Origin of the sequence: Paracoccus sp. JM45, from assembly GCF_003590715.1 — a bacterium.
In the GTDB taxonomy this organism is placed as follows: domain Bacteria; phylum Pseudomonadota; class Alphaproteobacteria; order Rhodobacterales; family Rhodobacteraceae; genus Paracoccus.
Map to the genome: position 1 here is coordinate 16,940 of NZ_QQVY01000011.1, position 23,327 is coordinate 40,266.

Annotated in this window: 24 protein-coding genes; 11 read left to right on the forward strand and 13 right to left on the reverse strand. The window is 62.0% G+C overall.

Translation table 11 applies throughout. From position 1 onward, the window contains the following. Positions 1 to 22: 22 nt before the first annotated feature. Genes DWB67_RS13300 through DWB67_RS13310 form a run of 3 tightly spaced genes read left to right on the forward strand, consistent with a single transcriptional unit; the run spans position 23 to position 2,110 of the window. On the forward strand, positions 23 to 670 hold the full coding sequence (locus DWB67_RS13300) for an amino acid ABC transporter permease (protein WP_119808043.1): 648 nt from the start codon (positions 23 to 25) through the stop codon (positions 668 to 670). After that, complete coding sequence (locus tag DWB67_RS13305) at positions 670 to 1,332, forward strand: amino acid ABC transporter permease (protein WP_119808044.1); 663 nt, start codon at positions 670 to 672, stop codon at positions 1,330 to 1,332. Before DWB67_RS13300 ends, DWB67_RS13305 begins: the two co-directional genes overlap by 1 nt. Position 1,333: 1 nt before the next feature. Further along, on the forward strand, positions 1,334 to 2,110 hold the full coding sequence (locus DWB67_RS13310; protein WP_119808045.1) for an amino acid ABC transporter ATP-binding protein: 777 nt from the start codon (positions 1,334 to 1,336) through the stop codon (positions 2,108 to 2,110). Positions 2,111 to 2,147: 37 nt separating this feature from the next. Here the strand turns inward: DWB67_RS13310 and DWB67_RS13315 are convergent, their stop codons facing one another. From DWB67_RS13315 to DWB67_RS13330, 4 genes are read right to left on the reverse strand one after another with little or no spacing between them, the layout of a single operon-like run. Further along, positions 2,148 to 3,398: an ABC transporter substrate-binding protein gene (locus tag DWB67_RS13315; protein WP_119808046.1), complete on the reverse strand. Its 1,251-nt coding sequence runs from the start codon at positions 3,396 to 3,398 to the stop codon at positions 2,148 to 2,150. A gap of 47 nt (positions 3,399 to 3,445) precedes the next feature. Continuing rightward, on the reverse strand, positions 3,446 to 4,504 hold the full coding sequence (locus DWB67_RS13320; RefSeq protein WP_119808047.1) for an aldo/keto reductase: 1,059 nt from the start codon (positions 4,502 to 4,504) through the stop codon (positions 3,446 to 3,448). Positions 4,505 to 4,511: 7 nt separating this feature from the next. Continuing rightward, a complete protein-coding gene (locus DWB67_RS13325; protein WP_119808048.1) occupies positions 4,512 to 4,850 on the reverse strand; it encodes a TIGR04076 family protein in 339 nt (112 codons plus the stop codon). Then, positions 4,847 to 5,572: a GntR family transcriptional regulator gene (locus DWB67_RS13330; RefSeq protein ID WP_220475132.1), complete on the reverse strand. Its 726-nt coding sequence runs from the start codon at positions 5,570 to 5,572 to the stop codon at positions 4,847 to 4,849. The genes DWB67_RS13325 and DWB67_RS13330 overlap by 4 nt, the downstream gene beginning before the upstream one ends. A 111-nt stretch (positions 5,573 to 5,683) precedes the next feature. Here DWB67_RS13330 and DWB67_RS13335 point away from each other — a divergent pair, with 111 nt between their 5' ends. The 5 genes from DWB67_RS13335 to DWB67_RS13355 are packed head-to-tail and all read left to right on the forward strand — an operon-like array spanning position 5,684 to position 10,556. Then, positions 5,684 to 6,472, forward strand: coding sequence for an ABC transporter ATP-binding protein (locus DWB67_RS13335; RefSeq protein WP_119808049.1), 789 nt, complete (start codon positions 5,684 to 5,686; stop codon positions 6,470 to 6,472). Continuing rightward, positions 6,469 to 7,206, forward strand: a complete 738-nt coding sequence (locus DWB67_RS13340) for an ABC transporter ATP-binding protein (RefSeq protein ID WP_119808050.1) — start codon at positions 6,469 to 6,471, stop codon at positions 7,204 to 7,206. Before DWB67_RS13335 ends, DWB67_RS13340 begins: the two co-directional genes overlap by 4 nt. Then, on the forward strand, positions 7,206 to 8,114 hold the full coding sequence (locus DWB67_RS13345; protein ID WP_220475133.1) for a branched-chain amino acid ABC transporter permease: 909 nt from the start codon (positions 7,206 to 7,208) through the stop codon (positions 8,112 to 8,114). The genes DWB67_RS13340 and DWB67_RS13345 overlap by 1 nt, the downstream gene beginning before the upstream one ends. Beyond that, positions 8,111 to 9,088, forward strand: coding sequence for a branched-chain amino acid ABC transporter permease (locus DWB67_RS13350; RefSeq protein WP_119808052.1), 978 nt, complete (start codon positions 8,111 to 8,113; stop codon positions 9,086 to 9,088). The genes DWB67_RS13345 and DWB67_RS13350 overlap by 4 nt, the downstream gene beginning before the upstream one ends. Before the next feature lie 4 nt (positions 9,089 to 9,092). Next, the gene (locus DWB67_RS13355; RefSeq protein ID WP_119808053.1) at positions 9,093 to 10,556 is read left to right on the forward strand and encodes an aldo/keto reductase; all 1,464 of its coding nucleotides are present in this window, start codon (positions 9,093 to 9,095) and stop codon (positions 10,554 to 10,556) included. Here DWB67_RS13355 and DWB67_RS13360 read toward each other — a convergent pair. The 5 genes from DWB67_RS13360 to DWB67_RS13380 form a co-directional block, all read right to left on the reverse strand. Beyond that, positions 10,543 to 12,489 carry a MacB family efflux pump subunit gene (locus tag DWB67_RS13360; RefSeq protein WP_119808054.1) on the reverse strand — a complete coding sequence of 649 codons (1,947 nt, stop codon included), beginning with the start codon at positions 12,487 to 12,489 and terminating at the stop codon, positions 10,543 to 10,545. The two genes, DWB67_RS13355 and DWB67_RS13360, sit on opposite strands and share 14 nt — an antisense overlap. 2 nt (positions 12,490 to 12,491) lie before the next feature. Further along, positions 12,492 to 13,661 (reverse strand): efflux RND transporter periplasmic adaptor subunit, encoded by a 1,170-nt coding sequence (locus DWB67_RS13365; protein ID WP_119808055.1) that lies wholly within the window; start codon positions 13,659 to 13,661, stop codon positions 12,492 to 12,494. A 61-nt stretch (positions 13,662 to 13,722) separates the two neighbouring features. Next, the gene (locus DWB67_RS13370) at positions 13,723 to 14,205 is read right to left on the reverse strand and encodes an RcnB family protein (protein ID WP_147385931.1); all 483 of its coding nucleotides are present in this window, start codon (positions 14,203 to 14,205) and stop codon (positions 13,723 to 13,725) included. A 53-nt stretch (positions 14,206 to 14,258) separates the two neighbouring features. Beyond that, complete coding sequence (locus DWB67_RS13375) at positions 14,259 to 14,597, reverse strand: hypothetical protein (RefSeq protein ID WP_119808057.1); 339 nt, start codon at positions 14,595 to 14,597, stop codon at positions 14,259 to 14,261. 60 nt (positions 14,598 to 14,657) lie between these two features. Further along, a complete protein-coding gene (locus DWB67_RS13380) occupies positions 14,658 to 15,176 on the reverse strand; it encodes a hypothetical protein (protein WP_119808058.1) in 519 nt (172 codons plus the stop codon). Positions 15,177 to 15,389: 213 nt separating this feature from the next. Between DWB67_RS13380 and DWB67_RS13385 the strand changes: the two genes are divergently transcribed. The 3 genes from DWB67_RS13385 (at position 15,390) to DWB67_RS13395 (ending at position 19,010) form a co-directional block, all read left to right on the forward strand. Beyond that, on the forward strand, positions 15,390 to 16,115 hold the full coding sequence (locus tag DWB67_RS13385) for a response regulator (protein ID WP_119808059.1): 726 nt from the start codon (positions 15,390 to 15,392) through the stop codon (positions 16,113 to 16,115). Beyond that, the gene (locus DWB67_RS13390) at positions 16,112 to 17,368 is read left to right on the forward strand and encodes an ATP-binding protein (protein WP_119808060.1); all 1,257 of its coding nucleotides are present in this window, start codon (positions 16,112 to 16,114) and stop codon (positions 17,366 to 17,368) included. The genes DWB67_RS13385 and DWB67_RS13390 overlap by 4 nt, the downstream gene beginning before the upstream one ends. 106 nt (positions 17,369 to 17,474) lie before the next feature. After that, entirely contained in the window at positions 17,475 to 19,010 is a 1,536-nt protein-coding gene (locus DWB67_RS13395; RefSeq protein WP_119808061.1) for an alkaline phosphatase, read from the forward strand. Positions 19,011 to 19,047: 37 nt separating this feature from the next. Here the strand turns inward: DWB67_RS13395 and ccoS are convergent, their stop codons facing one another. Genes ccoS through DWB67_RS13415 form a run of 4 tightly spaced genes read right to left on the reverse strand, consistent with a single transcriptional unit; the run spans position 19,048 to position 23,289 of the window. Continuing rightward, a complete protein-coding gene (gene ccoS / locus DWB67_RS13400) occupies positions 19,048 to 19,197 on the reverse strand; it encodes a cbb3-type cytochrome oxidase assembly protein CcoS (RefSeq protein ID WP_119808062.1) in 150 nt (49 codons plus the stop codon). Beyond that, positions 19,194 to 21,341, reverse strand: a complete 2,148-nt coding sequence (locus DWB67_RS13405) for a cation-translocating P-type ATPase (protein ID WP_119808063.1) — start codon at positions 21,339 to 21,341, stop codon at positions 19,194 to 19,196. Before DWB67_RS13405 ends, ccoS begins: the two co-directional genes overlap by 4 nt. Further along, positions 21,335 to 21,784, reverse strand: coding sequence for a FixH family protein (locus tag DWB67_RS13410; RefSeq protein WP_119808064.1), 450 nt, complete (start codon positions 21,782 to 21,784; stop codon positions 21,335 to 21,337). The genes DWB67_RS13405 and DWB67_RS13410 overlap by 7 nt, the downstream gene beginning before the upstream one ends. Continuing rightward, on the reverse strand, positions 21,781 to 23,289 hold the full coding sequence (locus tag DWB67_RS13415; RefSeq protein WP_119808104.1) for a 4Fe-4S dicluster domain-containing protein: 1,509 nt from the start codon (positions 23,287 to 23,289) through the stop codon (positions 21,781 to 21,783). Before DWB67_RS13415 ends, DWB67_RS13410 begins: the two co-directional genes overlap by 4 nt. Positions 23,290 to 23,327: the final 38 nt, after the last annotated feature.

Below are 23,327 nucleotides of genomic sequence, written 5' to 3' on the forward strand. Positions count from 1 at the left end.
CCCTTAAAGAACCGGAGCTGTGATGTTTTCCATCCAGACCTTCCTCGACAGCTTCGAGCCGCTGCTTTGGGCTGCAAGGTATACCTTGCTGGTGTCGGGCCTTGGCATTGCCCTTGGGCTGGTGATCGGCGCGCTGATCTGTGCGGCCGGCCTGTCGCGCTGGCCCGCCGCCCGCCGCTTTGCCGCCATCTGGGTCAGTTTCCTGCGCGGGGTGCCGCTGCTGGTGCAACTGCTGCTGATGTATTACCTGCTGCCCGTGATCGGCATCAATGTGCCCGCCATCGCGGCCGCCGTGATTACCGTCGGCATCTGCGCCAGCGCCTATATCAGCGAAATCTGGCGCGGCGCAATCGGTGCCCTGCCGCGCGGTCAGGCCGAGGCTGCCGTTGCCATCGGCATGGGGCCGCGCGATGTCTGGGGCCGGATCATCCTGCCGCAGGCCGTGGTCATGTCGCTGCCCGCGCTGGTCAATGAATTGATCCTGCTGGTTAAGGCATCATCGCTGGTCTCCGTCGTCGGCATTCTTGAGGTGACGCGCGCCAGTCAGGCGCAGGCTGCGATGACCTTCCGCCCGCTCGAAGTTTATATCGCCGCCGCCTGCATCTATCTGGCGATCAACCTGTGCCTGGCGGGGCTGGGCCGCTATCTTGAACACAGGATGGCCGTCTGATGGATGTCTCGGTTCTTCAACAATATGCGCCGATGCTGCTGCGCGGCTTTGGCATCACCATCTTTTGCTGGCTGTTTGGCACCGTGCTGGGCATAGTGCTGGGCCTGATCATCGCGTTGATCCAACGCTACAGCCCCAAACCCGTCCGCTGGCTGTTGCAGGTCTATATCGAGGTGATCCGCGGCACGCCCTTTCTGGTGCAGCTGTTCGTGCTGTATTACGGCGGCCCGCTGATCGGGCTGCGGCTGGACGCGTTGCCTGCCGGATTGCTGGGTCTGACCATCTATGGCAGCCCCTATTTCGCGGAAATCTTCCGGTCGGCCTTCCGTGCGGTCCCCGAAGGTCAGATCGAGGCCGCACGCGCCATCGGCATGACCGAGGCCACCATCATCCAGCGCATCCTGTTGCCACTGGGGCTGGTGTCGGCGCTGCCTGCGCTGGTCAATTTCTCGATCATCCTGACCAAGGAAACGGTGATCCTGTCGATCATCACCGTGCCGGAACTGATGTATCAGGTCCAGCGCATGTCGACCGAAACCTTCCGCTATGTCGAGGCGAACCTTGTACTGGCGCTGTTCTTCTGGGCCTTGGTCGAGGCGATATCGCGCGTGGGGCGCAAGCTGGAAACCCGCATCACGAAACATCTGATCGAAAGGACCTGATATGGTTCAGGCATCCTCTGTCGAGATCCGCAAGCTGGATAAATTCTATGGCCCGTTTCAGGCTCTCAAAGGCATCGACCTGACGATCCCGCCGGGCAAGGTGACCTGTCTGATCGGCCCGTCGGGGTCGGGCAAATCAACCCTGCTGCGCTGCATGAATTTCCTAGAGGAATATGACGCGGGCGAGGTTCGCATCGACGGCCAGATGATCGGCTATGACAGCCCCGGCGGTTCGCGCATGCCCGCACGCAAGCTGCGCGATATGCGCCGCTCTATTGGCATGGTGTTCCAGCAGTTCAACCTGTGGCCACATATGACTGCGCTGCAAAACGTCGCCGAAGGGCTGGTCCGTGTGCGTGGTTTCAGCAAGGATCAGGCGGCGGCACGCGCCGCCGAGGCGCTGGAAAAGGTCGGCCTGTCGGACAAGGTGGCCAACCACCCCGCACGTCTGTCGGGTGGGCAGCAACAGCGGGTCGCGATTGCCCGCGCCATCGCGATGGAACCGCGCCTGATGCTGTTTGACGAACCGACCAGCGCATTGGACCCCGAACTGGTGGGTGAGGTGTTGAACGTCATGAAGACCCTGGCCGCCGAAGGCATGACCATGGTCGTCGTCACGCATGAAATGGGCTTTGCCGCCCATGTCGCCGATCAGGTCGCCATTATGGAGGCGGGCGAGCTGGTGGCCGTCGATGCCCCGACCCGCATCCTGCACAGCCCCGAAGATGCGCGGATAAAGGCCTTCCTGAAGACCTATCACGAACGCAACGCGTTCTGACAAAAGGGCCAAGGGGTGCTGCCCCTTGGCCCCTGTCTTACATTTCGGCCTTCAGGCCGGATACGGTTTCGGCGGACATCGTATCGACGGTTTCGACCTTGCCATCAGTGATCTTCCACAGTCGGAACGGGCCGGTGATATCGCCGTTTCCGTCAAAGCTGACCGGACCGATGACGCCTTCGTATTTGATCGGCTTGCCTTCCGCGATCAGCGCCAGTGCCTTTTTGAATTCATCGGGTCCGGCGTGGATCGGCTCGCCTTCAGGGTCGGTGACAGCGTGGATCGCGTCACGGATCTTTTCGGGCGTCGCCTCACCTGCCTGCGCGACGGCCAGCGCGACGATGGCACCCGCGTCATAGGACCGGTCCGCCGCAGGGGCATCCGCTGCAATGCCGCCCGATACATTGGCGAAATTATCCTGAAAATACGCGGTCGATGCGGTTTCGGCTGTGCCTGACGATGTGCCGAAGGCCTGTTCCAGATATTGCGGACCGACCGCATTGATGAATTCTTCGGAATTCATCCCGTCGTTCAGTAGGAATTTCTGCGGCCCGCCATTGGAAATCCATGACCGCGCAATGGTCGCGCCATCCACCGGATAGCTGATCAGATACAGCGCCTCGGGGTCGTCTTTCATCGCGGCGCCAGCCTCGGATGAATAATTTGCCTGTTTTTCATTGTAGGGCGTGGTCGAGGTAATCTGCCCGCCCAATGCCTGATAGGCGGTGGTGAATTCGCGCATCATGTTCAGGCCGAAATCATTGTTCACATGGATGATCGCCAGCTTGGTCAGCCCCTGATCCATCGCGTATTTTGCCGCAGCCGTTCCCTGCAACGCGTCCGAGGTGATGGTCCGGAAGAAGTATCCGTCCGTTTTGCCATCCTGCGCCAGTGACGTCAGCGTCGGCGATGATGATGCGGGTGAAACCTGCACCACCTTCGCAGGCCCCGTAACCGAGGTCAGGATCGGGATCGAAACGGACGAGATGATGCCGCCGATCACCACCGGCACCTTGTCGATATTGACCAGCTGCGTGGCCTGATCGACCGCGACATTGCCCTGGCTTTGGCTGTCGCGCGTGTCGGTGACAATCTGACATCCCAGCACGCCACCGGCGGTATTCATATCGGCAAAGGCCATTTCGACCGCCTTGGCACCGGCCTGACCATAGGCACCTGCGGGGCCCGTTAGTTCCATCACAAGACCGATTTCAACGTCGCAGGCATGACCTGCGGCAGCAAAAAGCGCCATGGCCGAAAGGCTTGTCGCAAAGATCCGCTTTTTCATGGGGTGTTCCTCTGTTGGAGTGGCCGTCAGTCTTATGGACGAGAGGTTCAGACCTCTTCTTTGTTCAGATTGTATTTCATGATCGCGCCGTGACGACCTGTGCGGTCGCGTTCCAGCCCGTAGACATCACCCTCTAGCGTTGCGGCACCTGCAAGGGCGGTGTCGATGGCGGCCAGATCGGCGGCAGTCAGTTCCAGCGCGGTGATCGCCAGATTGGCGGCCAGATGGTTGGCGTTGCGGGCCCCCACAATGGTCGCAGCCACCTGCGGACGTGCCAGCATTGCGGCGGAAGCCACGGTTGCAATGTCGCTGTTATGGCGGTCCGCAACGCGGCGCAGGGTGGCCAGCAGCGATTGGAACAGATCCCAGCCGCCCAGATCCTGAATGATCAGACGGTATTTGACCAAGGATCGGTTCGCAAAGGCCATACCGGGGTCGGGCACATCCAGCCAGCGGTCGGACAGGAACCCGCCCGCGACGGTGCCATAGCACAGGAAGGAGAATCCGTGTTTTGCCGCCAGTGCCGTCATTGCCTTTTCAGGGCGGCGGTCCAGCAGCGAATATTGCACCTGCATCGATGCCAGCCTGATGCCGTTGTCCAACATCGCGGCGACATGATCGGTGTCGAAATTCGTCCCGCCCAACAGGTTGATGCGACCCTCGTTCTGGAATTCCCGCAGCCAGCCAGCGGCCTGCAACCAGTCACCTTGGGCATAATCCCACCAGTGGAACTGGACCAGATCCAGCCGCTCGACGCCCAACCGGTCGCGAGACCGGTCGGTGGTTTCCTGCAAGCCCTCGCGGGTCAGGCTGCCCAGATTGCCCAGATCGGGAACGCATTTGGTGTGGATGCGGATACGGTCCAATGCGGCCTGTCCGCGTTGGTTGGCATATTCCTTGCGGAAAGCGCCGATCTTCGCCTCGACGCCGGTATAGATATCGGCGCAATCGAAGGTCGTGATGCCCGCATCGGCAAAGGCGATCATATCCTGAACCACGGTCGCATCATCGACGGTTCCATGATCCCCCGCCAGTTGCCATCCCCCGCGGATCACCCGCGAGATCGAATATTCGGGGGCCAGATCGATGCGTGTGGGGGATGTCATAGGGACCTCATGTCAATGGGACGGCAGTGGTGTCTGAATGGCGGAAACGGCGCGTCGCGATGCGGGTGATGCGGAAACGGGTGGTGCAATTGGGGTCGGGGCAGGCCACTTCGGCGTCCGTGCTCATCCAGTCGGCGCGGGCGGTGGGGCGCTGTTTTGCGGGCAAAAGCGGCATCAGCGCCGCCAATGAATAGATCGAGAACCCCTGACCGGGGGGCAGATACAGCATTTCGCCCTGCAGTTCGAAGTAATCGCCGACCTTGGCCCCGCAATGGATGGCCCCACCATCAGGGGCGACCACCTCGACCCGCAGATCGTAAAGATCGAACATATCGGTTTCGGTCATCGCGGCAGTTCCCCTTTGCGTAATTCATCGCGGATCAGCGTAAAGCTTTGGGTGATGTCATCGCGCAGCGCGGCTTCGGCACGGACAGGGCTGCGGGCCTGTAATGCCTCGATCAGCGCCCAATGGTGGTGGACGGCAGCAACCGCAGGATTACGGGTATAGATGGTCGCAGCCATGCGGACATAGGGCCCCGATTGCAGCCACAGACTGCGCACGACAGGCAAAAGCACCCGCGATTTTGCCGCACGATAGATCGAGAAATGGAAATCATGGTTCAGCATCGATGTCTGCACGGCCTGTTCGGTGTCCAGACGGGCGAAGGCGTCCTCGCATGCTTTGGTCTGCTGCCTCAGGTCGTCCAGATCGGCGGTGGTCAGATGGTCGATGGCCAGACGGACCAGCTCTCCCTCGACCAGACAGCGGGCGCGCATCAGGTCGCTTAGCTGTGCTTCGGTAATCAGGGGGACGCGGACCGAACGCGACTGCATTACCTCTAATGCGTTTTCGGAGACCAGCCGTGCCAATGCCTCTCGGACGGGCATGATCGAGACGTCCAGCGTATCGGCAAGTACCTGCATCCGCAGCACCTGTCCCGCCTCGAACGCGCCATGGACAAGGGACCGGCTTAATTCCTGATAGACCCGTTCTTGCAGGGATTCGCGACCCACGCGCGACAGGTTGCCAAGGTCGGTCTTTGCAGGGCTGGGGGGCAAATCAGACAACGGGTCGCCTTTGTAAAAATGGAACCTTTCATCTTTTCTGGTTGATTCCTGAATTTCTGTCAATAATCTTTGATCAAATATCGAAAGCGACTCGGGACGCAGGGGGACTGCATGACGACACGACAGGGCCACGCTTTGCCGCCGCTTCAGACAACGGGGCTAAGCCGCAGCTTCAGCGGCTTTAAAGCGGTCGATGGCATGTCCCTGTCCTTGCATAAATCCGAGCTGCTGGGCCTGATCGGTCCCAATGGCGCGGGCAAGACCACGATGTTCAACATGCTGGCGGGATCGCTTCCCTCCAGTTCGGGCAGCATTTGCATACATGGCCGCGACGTGACGGGGCAGGATGCCCGCACCCGTATCGGCCATGGCATGGGGCGCAGCTTCCAGATCCCCAAACCTTTTCCCCATATGACGGTTCTGGAAAACGTGCTGACCGGCGCACAGAACCAGACAGGCGAACGCCTGTTCGGTGCCTGCTTCCAGCCGGGCCGCGTGCGCCGCGATGAACATGCCGCAGTCGAAAAGGCGCGCGGCTTGCTGGATTTCCTGTTGTTGTCGCATCTTGAAGGGCAGATGGCCGCAGTGTTGTCAGGGGGCCAACGAAAGCTGCTGGAACTGGCACGGTTGTTGATGGCCGATCCCGATATACTGCTGCTGGACGAACCGGCAGCGGGTGTGAACCCCAGCCTGCTGGAACAGATCATGGACCGTATCGTCACGCTGAACACCCAACACGGCAAGTCGATCCTGCTGATCGAACATAACATGCAGATGGTGGGCCGCCTGTGTTCGCGTGTTGTTGTGATGGCGCAGGGACGCGAACTGGCCCAAGGCCGCCCCGATGATGTGACACGCGATCCCGATGTGATCCGCGCCTATCTGGGGGATGCGGCATGACCGGTATCCTGACATTGCAGGGTGTGGTTTCGGGGTATCAAGCCGATCTGCCGATCATCAGGGATGTCTCGCTGGGGGTTGCCAAGGGGGAATTCGTGGTGCTGCTGGGGCCGAACGGGGCCGGAAAATCCACATTGGTCAAGACAGTCGCCGGTCTGGTGCCGATGCACGCGGGCCGTGTTACACTGGCAGGGCGCGATATCACCAATGTGCCCGCGCATCAGAAGCTGCGCGACGGCTTGGGCTTTGTCCCGCAAACCGAAAACATCTTTGCCACCATGACCATCCGCGAAAACCTGCAACTGGCCGCGCAGATCCTGCCCAAAGCCCGCCGCGCCGACCGGATCGAGGCGATGTTCCAGATGTTTCCCGACCTTGCCGCGCGCCCGTCCACACGGGCGGGGGGATTATCGGGCGGTCAGCGACAGATGCTGGCCGTGGCCCGTGCGCTGGTCATCGAACCCGAGGTGCTGATCCTGGACGAACCCTCGGCGGGGCTGTCGCCCAAGATGGTGTCGGAGGTCTTCGAACAACTGGGCCGGATCAATCAGACGGGGGTGACGATGCTGCTGGTCGAACAGAACGTCCGCGCCGGATTGGAAATTGCCAGCCGTGGCGTGATTTTGGTCGAAGGGCGTGTGGCCCATGATGCACCTGCCGCCGATCTGCAGGGCGATCCCATTGTGTCGCGCCTGTATCTGGGCGGCCATCAACCCCGAACAAAGGTATCGTGATGCAGGGTCTGATGGACGGTCTGATCAACGGAACGATCATCGGCTTGGGGGCGATCGGCGTCACGCTGACCTATTCGATCCTGCGTTTCGCCAATTTCGCCCACGGAGAGCTGGTCAGCTGGGGCGCCTATCTTGCCCTGTCGATCAGCGCCGCGCTTGGGGCTTTGCTGCCCGGTCTGGGCACGCCCATCGGTCCGTTTTCTTTCGGATGGTCAGTGCCCATCGCGATTGCGGGGTCAATCATTCTGACCTCGACATTGGCGCTGGGCGTGGATTGGCTGCTGTTTGCGCGGTTGCGCGCCAAGGGGTCGGCGGTGATCATTCTGGTCATGGCCTCATTCGGGGCCGCGCTGGCGATGCGCAACCTGTTGGAGTTTATCTATACCTCGCAGCCGGCCTATTTCACGACAGCACTGCAAATCTCTAAACCGCTTTTTGCCGGTATGCGCGCCACGCCCGACCAGCTGCTGGTGATCGGTCTGTCAGGGGTGCTGGTGCTGGTGGTGCATCTGTTGCTGACACGCAGTTCGGCGGGGCGGTCCATGCGGGCGGTGTCCGAAAACGTGCAACTGGCCAGCCTAAGCGGCATCGATGTGCGCAGCGTCATCCGCATGGTCTGGATCCTTGGGGCGGCGCTGGCGGCAATCGGCGGCATTATGTCGGGCCTGCTGGTGCAGATACGCCCGACCATGGGGCTGGACCTGCTGCTGCCGCTGTTTGCGGCGGCCATTCTTGGCGGCATCGGGTCGGTGCCCGGCGCCATGCTGGCCGGTATCATCGTCGGTCTGGCCGAGGCGCTGACCGTCCAGATGATCGGTGCCGAATGGCGCGCCGCGGTGTCCTTCGTGATCCTGATCGGGGTGTTGCTGATGCGTCCGCAGGGGCTGTTCGGAAAGGCGATGGCATGATCGATCTGTTATCCTATGGCGCGTTTTTCCTGACCATGGCACTTAGCTATTCGGTGATCTGTCTGGGCCTGAATGTGCAATGGGGCCAGACGGGGCTGTTCAATGTCGGCGTGGCGGGGTTCGTGGCGGTGGGGGCCTATATCTCGGCTGTGCTGACAACGCCCGAAACGGCGGAGCGGTTGGGCGGCTTCCATATGCCCATCGCCTTGGGCTGGTTGGGCGGAGGACTGGGGGCGGCGTTCCTGTCGGCGCTGGTCGGCGCGGTGACGCTGCGCCTGCGGGCGGATTATCTGGCCATTGCCACATTCGGTGCGGCGGTGGTGATCCAGCTGGTGCTGCTGAACCTTGAAACCATCACCGGCGGGCCATTTGGCATCGGCTTTATCCCGCGCCCCTTTGGCGATCTGGCGACCAATGCCAACGCTTTCGGTCTTGCCAATCTGGTTCTGATGGCGGTGCTTGTTCTGGTCACATATCTGGTGCTGGAACATCTGGTCAGGTCCCCTTGGGGCCGCGTTCTGCGCGCCATCCGTGAAGACGAGGACGCCGCCCGCGCCCTTGGCAAAAGCCCTGAACGCTTTCGCCTGCAGGCTTTTGCCCTTGGCGGTTTCGTCATGGGCTTGGGCGGTGCGGCGCAGGCGCATTTCATCGGTTTTATCGCGCCTGACAACTATTTGCCGACGTTGACCTTTCAGGTCTGGACCATGCTGATCATCGGGGGGGCGGGCAATATGCGGGGCGCGATTCTTGGCGGTGTGCTGGTCTGGGGCATCTGGGCGATGTCGGGCAATCTGGTGTCACAGCTGTTTCCGGCGGAACATCAGGCGCGCGCTTCGTCTTTGCAGATCGTGATGATCGGCGTGGCGCTTTGTGCCGTCCTGCTGATGCGCCCGCGCGGAATTCTGGGCGAGGTGAAGACCCTGTCCCGCCATCTTGGCCCCCGCAAACCCGAAGACACTGTTCGTGAAGGATAACCCCATGGCAATGACGCCCGAACGCACCGAACTGGCCCCCGGTCTGGACATCAGCAGGCTGGTCTGCGGGCTGTGGCAGGTGGCCGACCTTGAAAAGGACGGCACGCTGTTGGACCCTGTGATTGCCGCTGACAGCCTTGCGGCTTATGTGCGCGACGGTTTCGACAGCTTCGATATGGCCGACCATTACGGATCGGCCGAGGTGATCACCGGCGAATTGACCTCGCGCAGCGACACGCCTGATACCGTTCGCGCTTTTACCAAGTGGTGCCCCGAACCCGGCCCCATGACCGCCGAAATCGTGCGGGCAGGGGTGCAGGACCGTCTTGACCGCCTGCGGACCCCCAAGGTCGATCTGCTGCAATTCCATTGGTGGAGCTTTGACGACCCTCGCTGGCTGGACGCCCTGCGCCAGCTGCAGGCATTGCAGGCCGAAGGTCTGATCGGGGCCATCGGCGTGACCAATTTCGACGCCATCCACCTTGAGGTGGCGCTGGCCGAGGGCATTCCGATTGTGTCCAACCAGGTGTCGTTTTCGCTGGTTGACCGTCGCGCTGCGGGGGATCTGACGGCGCTTTGTGCCAGATGGGGCGTGCGCCTGCTGGCCTATGGCACGCTGTCGGGGGGCTTTTTGTCGTCGCGCTGGCTGGGCAAACCGGAACCCGTCGATATCCCCGATTGGAGCCGGATGAAATACAAACGCTTTATCGATCAGGCAGGCGGCTGGGATGCCTTCCAGACCCTGCTGGGGGCTGCGGACCGGATCGCCCGCAAGCATGGCGTGTCCCTTTCCAATGTCGCCAGCCGCTGGGTGCTGGAACAGCCTGCCGTTGCTGCCACCATTATTGGCGCAAGAATTTCGGAAAGCGAACATCGCGCTGACAATCTGAACGTCTTCGGTTTTGCGCTGGATGCCAATGATCACGCCCTGTTGGAGGCGGCCTTTGCGGGTATGCCGATGATTGCGGGCGATTGCGGCGATGAATACCGCAAGCCGCCCTTCCTGACCGCCTCGGGTGATTTAAGCCACCATCTGAGCGCCATCGCGCCGGTCTATCCGGCCAGCCCCAATGCCGCTTTGCCTGATCGTGCATGGGTGCTGACCCACAGCAAATGGGAACCTATTGCCGGATACTGTCGTGCCATGCGGGTCGGCAACAGGGTGCTGGTATCGGGCACCACGGCGACGCATGGGGATGACCATGCCGTTGCGCCGCAGAATGCCGCGGCGCAGGCGACCTATGTTCTGGACAAGATCGTGGCGGCGGTCCGTGCCCATGGCGGTGGCCCCGAACATATCGTCCGTACCCGCGTCTATCTGACCGATATCGACGATTGCGAGGCTGTGGCCCGCGTCCACGGGCGCTTTTTCGGTGAGGTCCAACCGGCAAACACCCTGTTGCAGGTCGCAGCCCTTGCCGGCCCCTATAAGGTGGAAATAGAGGCCGAGGCCGTTATTCCCGACTAAGCGCCACCACCGGATCAAGCCGCGCGGCGGATCGGGCGGGTAGAAAGCCGAAGGTGATGCCGATCAGGGTCGATGACAGGAAGGCCGCCACGATCGACAATGTCGAAAAGCTGATCCTGACGCTGTCGGACAGGGTGGCGGCCAAAGTGCCGCTGCCCCATGCAAAGGCGATGCCCAGAACGCCGCCGATCAGACAGACCAGCACAGATTCGATCAGGAATTGCGACACGATATCCATGCGCCTTGCGCCGATGGCGATGCGGACGCCGATCTCTTTCGTGCGTTCGGTCACAGAGACAAGCATGATGTTCATGACACCGATGCCACCGACCGCCAGCGAAATCACCGCAATCACCCCGACCAGCAGCGTCATGGTCTGCGTGGTGGCAGACAGGGTTTCACGGATGGAATCGCTGTTTTGCGTAAAGAAATCGGTGACCCCGTGGCGCGACAACAGCAGGGCGCTGATCTGCGCCTGTGCCGCATCGGTTTCGAAACCGTTCGCCACCTGAACCTCGATCGAGGACAGATAGCCTTGGCCCGACACCCGCGACATGACCGTGGTATAGGGCATCCAGACGTTCAGCGACTCGGGGCCGAAGCTGGCACCACTGGACCGCACCACGCCGATGATCCGCACCGGAACCTGCCCCAGATGCAGCACCTGACCCAAAGGATCGACGCCATCATCGAAGAAGGTGTCGCGCGTATCCTCGTCAATGATTGCGGCTTGTGTGCGCGTGGCGACATCATCGGCGTCGAACAGGGTGCCTGCCACGGTCAGATAGGAATGGGCATCGAAATAATCGTTGACCACGCCATTGATCTGCACGGTCGCTTCGGCGCTGCCATGGCGCGCCGTCGCGCTGGAGGACACGGCAGGCGACACCCCTTTGGCATAATCGGCCAGTGCAAGGGCATCGGCATCGGATGGCACCAGCGTTTCGATCCGGTCGGCATCACGTCGTCCGAAGCCCGATCCCGCGCGGATGGTGATCGTATTCGTGCCAAGCGATGAAATGTTTTCCAGCACTTTTTGCTGGCTTCCCGTTCCCAATGCCACCACCAGCACGACCGATGCGATACCGATGATAATCCCCAGCATGGTCAGAAAACTGCGAATCCGGTGCGCCATCATGGCAATCAGCGCCATATTCAACGCCTCGGACAGGCGGGACAAGGCAGCAAAGCGTGACGGTTTGGCGTCGGGTGATTGGCGTGGCGCGGCAGCGAGGGATTTATAGCCGCTGTCGGACAGGATTTTGCCGTCGCTGATTTCGATGGTGCGATGCGCGTGGGCGGCCACCTTGGGGTCATGGGTGACCATGATGATCGTATGGCCCTGACGGTTCAGGTCCAGCAACAGCTCGATCAGCTCGGCCGAGCTTTTGCTGTCCAGCGCGCCGGTGGGTTCGTCGGCCAGAATGACCTCTCCGCCATTCATCAGGGCGCGGGCGACGGAAACACGCTGTTGCTGACCGCCAGACAATTCGGATGGCTTGTGATCCAGACGGCTTTCCAGCCCCAACCGCGTCAGCAGATCGCGGGCGCGTTTGCGGCGGATGTCGCGGGGGATACCGGCATAGATGGCCGGAACCTCGACGTTGCCGACCGCATCCAGATCGCCAAGCAACTGGTATCGCTGGAAGATGAAACCGAAGCGTTCACGCCGCAGTTCGGCCTGCGTGTCGGGTTCCAGCTGGGATACATCGCGCCCGTCGAAATGGTAATCGCCGCTGGTGGGGCGGTCCAGACAGCCCATGATATTCATCAGCGTCGATTTCCCCGACCCCGATTGCCCGATGATGGCGACCATTTCGCCGGGCCAGATGTCCAGATCGACATCGCGCAACGGCGTGACGGTTTCGCTGCCTGCGGTAAAGCTGCGGGTAATGTTGCGGATGCTGATGATGGGGCGGGGCGCGCTGTCCATGGTCAGAACATCGGCGGGCCCATACGGCCCCCGTCGCTGGCTTTGGGTTTGGTGGCCACGGTGGTGCCGGTGATAACCAGATCACCCTGCGCCACGCCGTCGCTGATTTCGGCAGTCAGACGGTTGTCCAGCCCGACGGTAACCGACCGGTGGTCTATGCCACCGGTGGCGGGGTCCAGCACATCGACATAGGTGCCGCCCGGATCACGCTTGATCGCGGCGGATGGCACGGTCAGCACATCGTCGGCGCGGGCCAGTTCGATGCTGACTTCGGCGGTCATACCGATACGCAGCTTGCCGTCGGGGTTCGCGACCTCCAACAACCCGTTGTAATAGATTGCACTGTCCGAGGAGATGGTGTCGCTTTCCTCGATTTCCGTCGGTGCAGGTTCGATATCACGCACCACGGCGTGAAAGGGGGTATCGGCGGCGCCAAGTGTGGTGAAGGTGACGTTCTGGTCCTTGGCGACATTCATCACATCCGCCTCGGAGATTTCGGCCTTGACCAGCATGGTGGACAGATCGGCGATCTTGACGATGGTGGGGGCCGATTGGGTGGCGTTGACGGTCTGTCCTTCCTGCACGACGACCGCAACGACCGTTCCATCAATGGGGGCGGTGATGCGGGTGCGTTCCAGCGCGACCTTGGCGCTGGAAACCGTCACCTCGGCGCTGGATTTCTGCGCCTCTAGTGCGTCCAGATCGGCGGTATAGACCGCGACATTCGCCGCCGCCGTATCTACGGTTTCCTGGGTCGAGATATTCTGTTTGCCCAGTTCCTGATACCGCGTCAGCGTGATGCGGGCCTGTGACAGCGTGGCAGCCTTGGCGGCAATCTGTGCGGTGATATTGGCAAGATCGGCATCGGCCTGCAGCACGGTGTTCTGCTGGTCCTGTGAATCGATCTGGGCAATCAGATCACCGGCCTTGACCTGATCGCCAAGCGCGACTGCAAGTGTTTCGATCTGCCCCGAGGCACGCGCCCCGACGCTGACCAGCTGTGACGCCTCTAGCATGCCGGATGCCAGAACGGTTTCAGCAACCGATCCCCGTTCGACACGGGCCGTGACAGGGGTAGTGAGGTTATCGTCCCCGTTGAATTTCATCCAGCCGAGGTCTAGTCCCGACAGGATCACAACAACGGCCAGAATATGGATCTTGCGTAATTTCATCGGGAAGGCTCTCTGACTGAGGTAGGGGGCCCGAACGACAGGTGCCGTTCGGGATATCGGATCAGTTTCTAAAGCTGCTCATCAGGCCCAGAACGGTGACGATGCGCTTGGTGTTGCTGTCGACCAGAACCAGATGGTCATCAACCGAACGATATTCCTGACCACGCGGCGCGGGTCCGAATTTGCTGTGGTCATTGCGCGTCACCCGCGGACCATTGGCACCGTTCGCACCGCGCGAGGGGGCCTTATGCGCCTCGGCCTTTGCATCCTGGTGCGGGGCCACCTGCTGGCTGCGGCTTGGCTGGGCAGGGGTCGGTTGCGCGCGGCTTTGCTGCGCGGGGGCTGCGCGGCTAGGGGCCTTTTTGTCGGCTTTATCGGCATCTTTATGGTCGGAATGCTGGTCGCGTTGGTTGCCCTGCGTTTCTTGCTGGGTGCAGTGCTGGTCGCGGCCGCATTCATCGCTTTTCGGGCCATCGGCAAAGGCCGCGGGAACGGTGCTGAAGCTTAGGGCGATGGCGGTGGCAAGAAGGGTGGTACGACGCATGGTATGTTCCATTTTCTTTGTTAAGCAGGTTTTCGTTACAGCGCTTGAAACGCTTATTTCTTCACGTCGTCCGGAGTGCCGGGGATATGCTTGGGCTGGGTCTGCTGCGCGTTGCTGTTGGTTTGCTGGGTGCGCGTCGTTGTGGTGGTGGTCGTAGTTTTAGGCGTCGAAGTGGTGGTGCGGCTGGATTGCGAATGGGTGGTCGGGGCTGCTTTGGTCGTGGTCGACTGGCTGCGGGTCGTCTGCGCGGGCGACTTGGTTTGCTGCTGTTGCTGCGTGCAATGTGCCTGACCGCGGTCGCAATCGGCGGTTTTGGTGCCCGCGGCAAAGGTCGCGGGAACAGCGGTGAAGGTCAGGGCAGCGGCGGTGGCCAGAAGGGTCAGGTAACGCATGTGATATATCCTTGTTCTTTTATCGTAAGTTTATCTTGATCCCCCGAGGGGACCCGCAAATCAGCCGTTATTAGCGTGTGCGGGGCGTCCGCCATGGGGTGGCTTTGGCATCGATGCCTCGGCTTTGGTCAGGCGGTCGATCTGTTCGGGCGACAGGCTGGTGCGGATGCTTCGGGCCGCGCGCTTCAGTTCAGCCGCTTGTGGCGTGCCCTGAAGGGGACCTTCGGCAAGCATTTCCGCCAACAACGGGCGCTGTCCGTCAGCGGCATGCGGGCGTTGGGCCTGCGTGTCGCGATTATCGCTGCGGGTGGGGGCATTGCTGCCATTGGCGTCCGGCCGACGGGGCTGGGCTTGCAACAGCGCGTTGCGGTAATCCTGCCAGACGGCACGTTGGGTCCGATCAAGATGCAGATCGCCCTCGACCGAGGCCAGCATCTTCGCGATCGGACCATCGCCATTCTGACGCTGGCCCGCGGGTGCGGTGTTCTGGGCATAACGGTCGCCGTTCTGGGCCATGGCGGGAACAACACCCGATACCATGGTCAGGGCGACCAACCCCGTGATAATCTTGTTGCGCATCGCGTATTCCTTTCGCGTCTTGCAGTCTTCGGTGATCTATATGGACCCACGATATGTCCCGACTAGGTCCGGCACGTATCGAAAGGTTTCTGCATGGGGGAAAGTTGTGTCTGAATGTTTCCGGCCCGCTGGCGGCAACATTCGGACATAAAACTATCTGCTGCACAGGGCATTGCGGGGCTATAGTCTGGGCATGAAAAGGATCTGACCCCTATGCCGAACGCCCCCTCTATCCTGATTGTCGATGACGACCACGAGATCCGGACCCTGCTTGCCCGCTATCTAACGGGGCAACAGTTCAGGGTCCAATCTGCCGCCAACCGGCGCGAATGCGATGCCTGTATTGCCCAGAGCCTGCCTGATCTGGTGGTGCTGGATGTCATGCTGCCCGATGGATCGGGACTGGAAATCTGCCGCACCCTGCGTACCCATCATCCCCATCTGCCGATCATCATGCTGACGGCCCTGAAAGAGGATGTGGACCGCATCATCGGACTGGAAATCGGGGCCGATGACTATCTGGGCAAACCCTTCAACCCGCGCGAACTGGTCGCCCGTATCAAGGCCGTCCTGCGCCGTGCTGTCATGGATGAACCTGTCCTTGAACTGGCCCACAGCTATGACATGGGCGGTTTCGCAGTCAATCTGGAAGCCCGCAGTGTGACCGACCCCGAGGGCGAGGAGGTCGAGCTGACCGGTGCAGAATTCGACCTGCTGCGCGTCTTTCTGGACCGTCCGGGGCGGTTGTTGTCGCGTGACCAGTTGCTGGATCTGACCAAGGGCCGCAACCGCGATCCGTTGGACCGGTCGATCGACGTGCTGATCAGCCGGCTGCGTCGCAAACTGAACGAAAAGGTTGACGAACCGGCGTTCCGCACTGTTCGCAACGGTGGCTATCAACTGGCGCTGCCCGTCGTTCCGCAGGCCCGCGCCAGATGATTTCCCTGCGCGCCCGTATCGCCATCCTGCTGATCTCGGCCATTCTGACGGTGGTCGGGCTGGCGACACTAGCGGCCAGCCGCGCGTTGCAGCCGCCCGATCCGCAAACCTCGATCGTGCCGATTTCACAGCAGCTGGGGGTGATGACACGTCTGGCACGGGACAATCCGCAAGCGTTGCTAGATGCCGGCGGACAGATCGCCGACGGACCCTTGCGCGGCCAGCCCGATGAACGTCTGACAGTTGCATTGAACATGGCGCTGGTCAGCACGGGCAATGCGGATGCGGTACAAGTGATCAAGGCCACCGAAGGGGCGGCCACCTCTGTTTCCATCGATCTGGGGGACGGACGCTGGATGATCACACCCGTGCCCAACCGGATGCCGCCGGATGATGGCTGGATGATCTTCTCGATCTGGATTGCGGTGATTATCATCGGCTCAGCGGTGATATCGCTTTACGCGGCGCAGCGTCTGTCGCGGCCCTTGCAGCTGTTGCAGCAATTGTCGGGGCGCGTCGGGCCGGATGGCACATTGGAACATATCCCCGAAATCGGCCCTGCCGAAATCCGCGCAACCGCCAGCGCATTGAACCGTCTTTCCGAAGAATTGCGTCAGGCCGTGGAAAGCCGCATCCGTCTGGTGGCAGCCGCGGGGCACGATCTGCGCACGCCGATGACACGTATGCGCCTGCGTGCCGAATTCATTCCCGATGACGAGGAACGCGACAAATGGCTGGCCGATCTGGAGGAGCTGGACATGATCGCCGACAGCGCCATCCGGCTGGCCCGCGAAGAGGTCAGCCGCGACGGTCAGGAACCGCTGCGACTGGATCTGCTGTTGCAGGATATTGTCGACGAACTTCACGAGATGCACCAGAAGGTCCAGATACTTGATATGCTGCCCCTGAAGGTGCAGGCGGGACCGCTGGCGTTGAAGCGCGCCCTGCGAAACCTGATCCTGAACGCCGCCACCCATGGCGGTGGTGCAAGGATTACCCTGCGACGTGACGGCGACGATGCGGTCGTGACCATCATTGACGACGGCGAAGGTATTCCCCCCGATCTGCTGGGGCAGGTGTTCGAACCGTTCTTCCGCGCCGATCCGGCCCGTCGCAAAACCATCCCCGGCGCGGGCCTTGGCCTTGCCATCGCGCGTGAAATCGTCACCCGCTTCGGCGGCAAGATCAGCATCAGCAACCGCGATTCAAAGGGGCTGTTGCAGCAGATCAGGCTGACAGCCTCGGGGGAATAGGCGGCGTGTTGCGAACGTCACCCGATTTTCGCGTCAGTGTCGCGTCACTGTAAGGTTTTGCTGCGAATTCAGCCCCATATGTCACCAGACAGACCGGAGAACTGAAATGCCGCGTATCACCTTTTCCCGCCGCGAAGCTTTGCTGGGCAGTGTCGCCCTTGCAGGTGGTCTTGCCATGCCCGGACTGGTTCGGGCGCAATCGCGTCCGGTCATCACCCATGGCGTGCAATCGGGCGATGTTGCCCATGACGGCGCGGTCGTCTGGGGCCGCGCGGATCGCGAGGCCGAGATGTGGGTCGAATGGTCCACCTCGGACAGTTTCCGCGACGTGCATCTGATGCCGCGCCTGCCGGTCGGGTCGCCCACCGATAACACGGGCAAAATGGCACTGACGGGTCTGCCCTCGGATCAGGAAATTTTTTACCGCGTGACCATGGCGGATCTGTCGGATGGCACCAAATCCGAACCGGTTGTCGGCCATTTCCGCACCGCGCCGAATGCCATGCGCGACATCAGCTTTGTCTGGTCGGGCGATACGGTCGGGCAGGGCTGGGGCATCGACGAGGATCGCGGCGGTATGAAAACCTATGCCACCATGTTGCAGCACCGCCCCGATTTTTTCCTGCATTCAGGTGATACCGTCTATTCCGACGGCCCGTTGCAGGAACAGGTGGAACTGGCCGATGGCACGATGTGGAAAAACATCGTCACCGAAGCCAAATCCAAGGTTGCCGAAACGCTGGACGAATACCGTGGCCAGCATCTTTACAACATGATGGACAAGAACGTTCTGGCCTTCAATGCCGAAGTGCCGATCATCGCCCAGTGGGACGACCACGAGGTGACAAACAACTGGTACCCGAACGAGATGCTGGACGCCGACGACCGCTATACCGTCAAATCGGCGCGCCTGCTGGCCGCCCGCGCGGGGCAGGCTTTCCATGAAATGCTGCCCACCCGCCAGAATCTGGCCGAACCGCGCCGCATCTATCGCAAGGTCGCTTACGGTCCGCTGCTGGATGTCTTTGTCATCGATATGCGCACCTATCGCGGGAATAACACGGCCAATACCGAAGAAGGTGGCACGCCCTTCCTTGGTGCCGAACAGATGGCATGGCTGAAGCGTGAACTGACCAACTCGGCCGCGACGTGGAAGGTCATCGCATCGGATATGCCCATCGGCATGATGGTCCGTGACGGCGAAACCGGTATGGAAAACGGTGCGAATGGCGATGGTCCCGTTCTGGGCCGAGAGGCTGACGTCGCCGCCATGCTGTCCTTCATCAAGCATGCCGCCATCAAGAACACCGTCTGGCTGACCGCCGATGTGCATTACACCGCCGCGCATCATTACAGCCCCGACCGGGCCGTCTTTCAGGATTTCGAGCCGTTCTGGGAATTCGTATCAGGTCCGCTGCATGCCGGCACCTTCGGCCCGTCGGAATATGACAATACCTTCGGCCCCGAGGTCCGCTTTACCAAACACCCCGACGAAGGTCAGGCCAACCTGCCGCCCTCGGATGGAATGCAGTTCTTTGGCAAGGTCGATATCAGCGCCGAGACCAAGGTCATGACCGTCAGCCTGATGGACCGCGAGGACGTCAAGCTGTGGTCCACTGATATCGAGCCTGTTCTGGCTTAATCGCACGGGTTCGGGCGCCGGACAAAGGCGTCCGAACCTAATCCTCATCCTCCATCAGATCCAATGCGCGGGCCTGATCGCCGGCGGGGTCTTCGTATTGACCCGACCGCAGCGCCCAGACAAATGCGGCAAGCCCCGCCAGCCCCAGCGTGACGGATATGGGGATCAGAACGGCCAGAACATTCATCGAAACCTCCGCACGGCATTCAGGGTGACTGTCAGCGATGACAGCGACATGGCCAATGCCGCCACCAAGGGCGAGGCATGCCCCGAGATCGCCACAGGGATCGACACAAGATTATACAGCACCGCCAGCCCGATATTCTGACGCATCCGCCCCATCGCGCTGCGGGCCGTGGACAGCGCATGCGGCACGCCTTGCAAGCCGCCGCTGATCAGCACCACATCCGATGCCGACCGCGCCGCATCCAGCGCCGTTCCTGGCGAAATGCCTGCATGCGCGCTGGCCAGACAGCCGGTGTCGTTCAGCCCGTCACCGACCATCAGCACATGGTTGCCCATTCCGGTGCAATCACGCACCCAATCGACTTTCTGAGCCGGGGTAAGTTGCGCCAAAGCGGTGTCGATTCCGGTCATCTGCGCCATGCGTGCCACCGGAGGCGGGGCATCGCCCGACAGCAGCGCCAGATGATAGCCCGCATCGCGCAGCGCCTGAACCGCAGGCACGGCATCGTCGCGCAGGCTTTCGCTGGTGGTCAGCGCAACGGGCGCGTGGCAGGGCGTGGACAGCCAGACAGCGGACATATCTGTCTCGCAGGTTCCCTTGATCCAGCCGGCGCGGCCAAGGCGGACCGGTTTTCCATCCAGCATGCCAGTGATGCCGCAACCGGGATGTTCGGTGGTGTCGGTGACAAGCGCAGGGACAATTCCCCGTGCCTGCGCCGTCGCGACAATCGCCTTGGAGACCGGATGCCGCGATGACTGCGCCAGTCCTGCCGCAATGGCCAGTGCCTCGGGATCAGGTGTGCCGCCAAGCGTGACCTGACCCGTCGTCAGCGTACCGGTTTTGTCGAACGCGACCGTGTCGATCTGGGACAGGCGTTCCAGAGCGGTGGCCGATTTCACCAGAATGCCTGCGCGAAACAGCCGTGCGGTGGCAACAGTGGACACGGCAGGCACCGCCAGCCCCAAGGCGCAGGGGCAGGTGATCACCAGAACCGAGATGGCAACATCCAGCGACCGCCAGATATCCCCCGTCACCGTCAGCCAGCCGATAAAGGTCGCAGCCCCCAGCACATGCACCAACGGCGCATAGATGCGGGCGGCACGGTCGGCGATGCCGGTATGGCGGGTGCGTTGGGTTTCGGCGGTGGCGACCAGCTGGGCCATGCGGGCCAATGCGGTATCGCGTCCGGCGCGGTCGACGCGGACGGTCAATGCGCCGGTCAGGCAGGTTTCGCCCGCCGTCACCTCATCCCCCGGACCGGCGGGTTGGGGGACGGATTCACCGGTCAGGGCGGATCGGTCCAGATCGGTGCGTCCGGTAATGATGGTGCCATCGGCAGGCAGGCGGTCGCCGGGGCGGATGCGGATCAACGCGCCGGCCTGCAGGGTTTCGGCGGCGACGATGCGGTCCTGCGACCCTTCGATCAGTACGGCCTGCGGCGATTCCAACGCCGCCAGCTCGGCTGCGGCGGAACGGGCGGCGGCGCGGCCCGCGCGATCCAGATAGCGTCCGATCAACAAAAAAAACGTCAGCGCCAGCGCCGCATCGAACCAATTGGCGCGATGGCTAAAGCCAAAAGCATTGGCCAGCGACGCCGCCGAGGCCAAGACAATCGCCAGCGAAATCGGCACATCCATATTCATCCGCCCGTGGCGCAGAGCGCCAAAGGCCGACATGAAAAACGGCTGCGCTGCAAAGCCCACGGCAGGAATGGCAATGGCGGCGGATACCAGATGGAACACCTGTGCTGTGGCACCGGCGGCGCCGCTCCAGACGGCGACGGACAGCAGCATGACGTTCATCATTGCAAAGCCCGCGACGCCGATACGGGTCAGCAGATCGCGCGCGGTGACATCGCGTGGCCCAAGACGGCCCGCATCCAGACGGTCGGCGCGGTGGCCCGCGCGGGCCAATGCGTCGATTAGGGTGGCATCCTCGGCCCCCGGTGCGATGATGAATGCACGTTTGAGGGTCAGGTTCACGCGGGCCTGCTGGACGGCGGGCAAGGCCATCAGGGCGCGCTCGACCGTCGAGATACAGGCCCCGCAATGGATGTCGGGCAGATGCAGCACATGCGTCGGCTGATCGACCGCGCGGGGTTCGGTGACCTGAACGCTGGAACAGGCGGGGCAGGCGGCTACCATGACGGATCGACTTTCAGGGAAATGGCGCGTTGATACAATGTGCCATCATCGGCGCTGCCTGCCAGATCGACGCGCCACATGCCCCGTGCCAGATCGACGGCCACGTGGCCCGTGTCGTCCAGTTCAAGGGCAAGGTCGTCGCGCGCCTCGGTGGGGCGACCGACATGGACGGTCAGGTTGCGGATGGGGGCAGGGCGGCCTTTGCGGTCAAGGATCTCAACGCCCAGCACGCCGTCGCGGTATTCCAGATCCGAGGTCCAGCCAAGTGCGTTCTGCGCATTGCGGCGGGCGTCAAAGGACTGGCTGGCGACATAGGAATTCGGCACCTCGAGCCCTGGAAAGGTACTGACGGCTTTCGTCGCCAGCAACAGGTTGACCCCGATGATAATGCTGAACCCGCCCACGAACATTGCGGCGACATGGCGTCCTGTCAGTTCGGTCATTGGCTGTCCTTTCCGTTGAATGTGCTGTCCACATGGGCGCGTTCGCCGCTGACGGTATCCTCGACCCAGATGCGGACGGGGCTGTTATCCGACGCGGCGGGGGCCGATCCGGCAGGGGCGGTCAGATACAGGCGAACCTTCATCTGCGCGTCCGCGGGAACGGTGACATTGGCGCCGTCATGCCCCTCGACCTGCAGGGCGGCTGTGCTGTCCGCGCCTGCCTGTAGGTTGAAGACACGGGCGTCGTGATGTTTGTTGCGCAGCCGCACGTCATAGGCGTTACGGACGCTGCCATCCGATAGCGTCACGAAGGTCGGGTTGCGGACGGGGGCGACGGTCAGCTCGATCTGGGGGCGGATGAAAAGCGCGGAGACCAGAGCCGCGCCGATGGCCAGCCAGATAGCCAGATAGATCAGGTTGCGCGGTTTTAGCGCATGTTTCCACGCGGGGATATGGGCACCGCCCGCAGCCTCGCGCGGGGCGTCCGACAGCGCCAGATAATCGATCAGCCCGCGCGGACGCCCGATTTTTTCCATTACCTGATCGCAGGCATCGATGCACAGCGCACAGGTGATGCAGGCCATCTGCTGGCCGTCGCGGATGTCGATGCCCATCGGGCAGACGTTGACGCAGGCGTTGCAATCAACACAATCGCCGGGGCCTTGGACATTGGTGGTGGTATCCGGCACGCCCGGCATGGGGATCAGCGGCGCACGCCCGCCGATCTGCGGGCCGGCCACGCGCAGGTCCGCGGCTTGACGGCGCAACCCGCGCCCCCTTGGTTCACCGCGCCAGTCGCGATAGGCGACGGTCAGCGTGCCGGGGTCCATCATCGCGCCCTGAATGCGCGGCCACGGGCACATATAGATGCAGATCTGTTCGCGCATGAACCCGCCGAAAACAAAGGTCGTCGCGGTCAGAATGGCGATGGTGACATAAGCGATGGGCGGCGCCGACAGCGTCACCAGCTGGCGGGCCAGTTCGGGCGCATCGGTGAAATAGAACACCCACGCCCCGCCGGTCGCCATCGCAACAATCAGCCACAGCGTCCATGTCGTCCCCATCAGCCGGATTTTGCGGACCGTCCACGGCGCTTGGTGCAGGCGCATGCGGGCGTTGCGGTCGCCTTGGACCCAACGCTCGATCACCAGAAACAGGTCGGTCCAGACGGTCTGCGGACAGGCATAGCCGCACCAGACCCGCCCCAGCATGGCGGTGAACAGGAACAGCCCAACCCCCGCCATGACCAACAACCCCGCCACGAAATAGAATTCATGCGGCCAGATCTCGATCCAGAAGACATAGAAGCGGCGGTTGGCCATATCGACCAGCACCGCCTGATCGGGCAGGTTCGGGCCGCGATCCCATCGCAGCCACGGCGTCAGGTAATAGATGGCCAAAGTGATGGCCATGATCCACCATTTCAGGCGGCGGAAATACCCGCTGACCCGTCGCGGAAAGATCGGGACCCGCGCGGCATAGAGGTTCTGGGGAGCGTCTGACATCATGCTGCTTTCTGTTTGCGCGCCCTTACTTGCGTAAA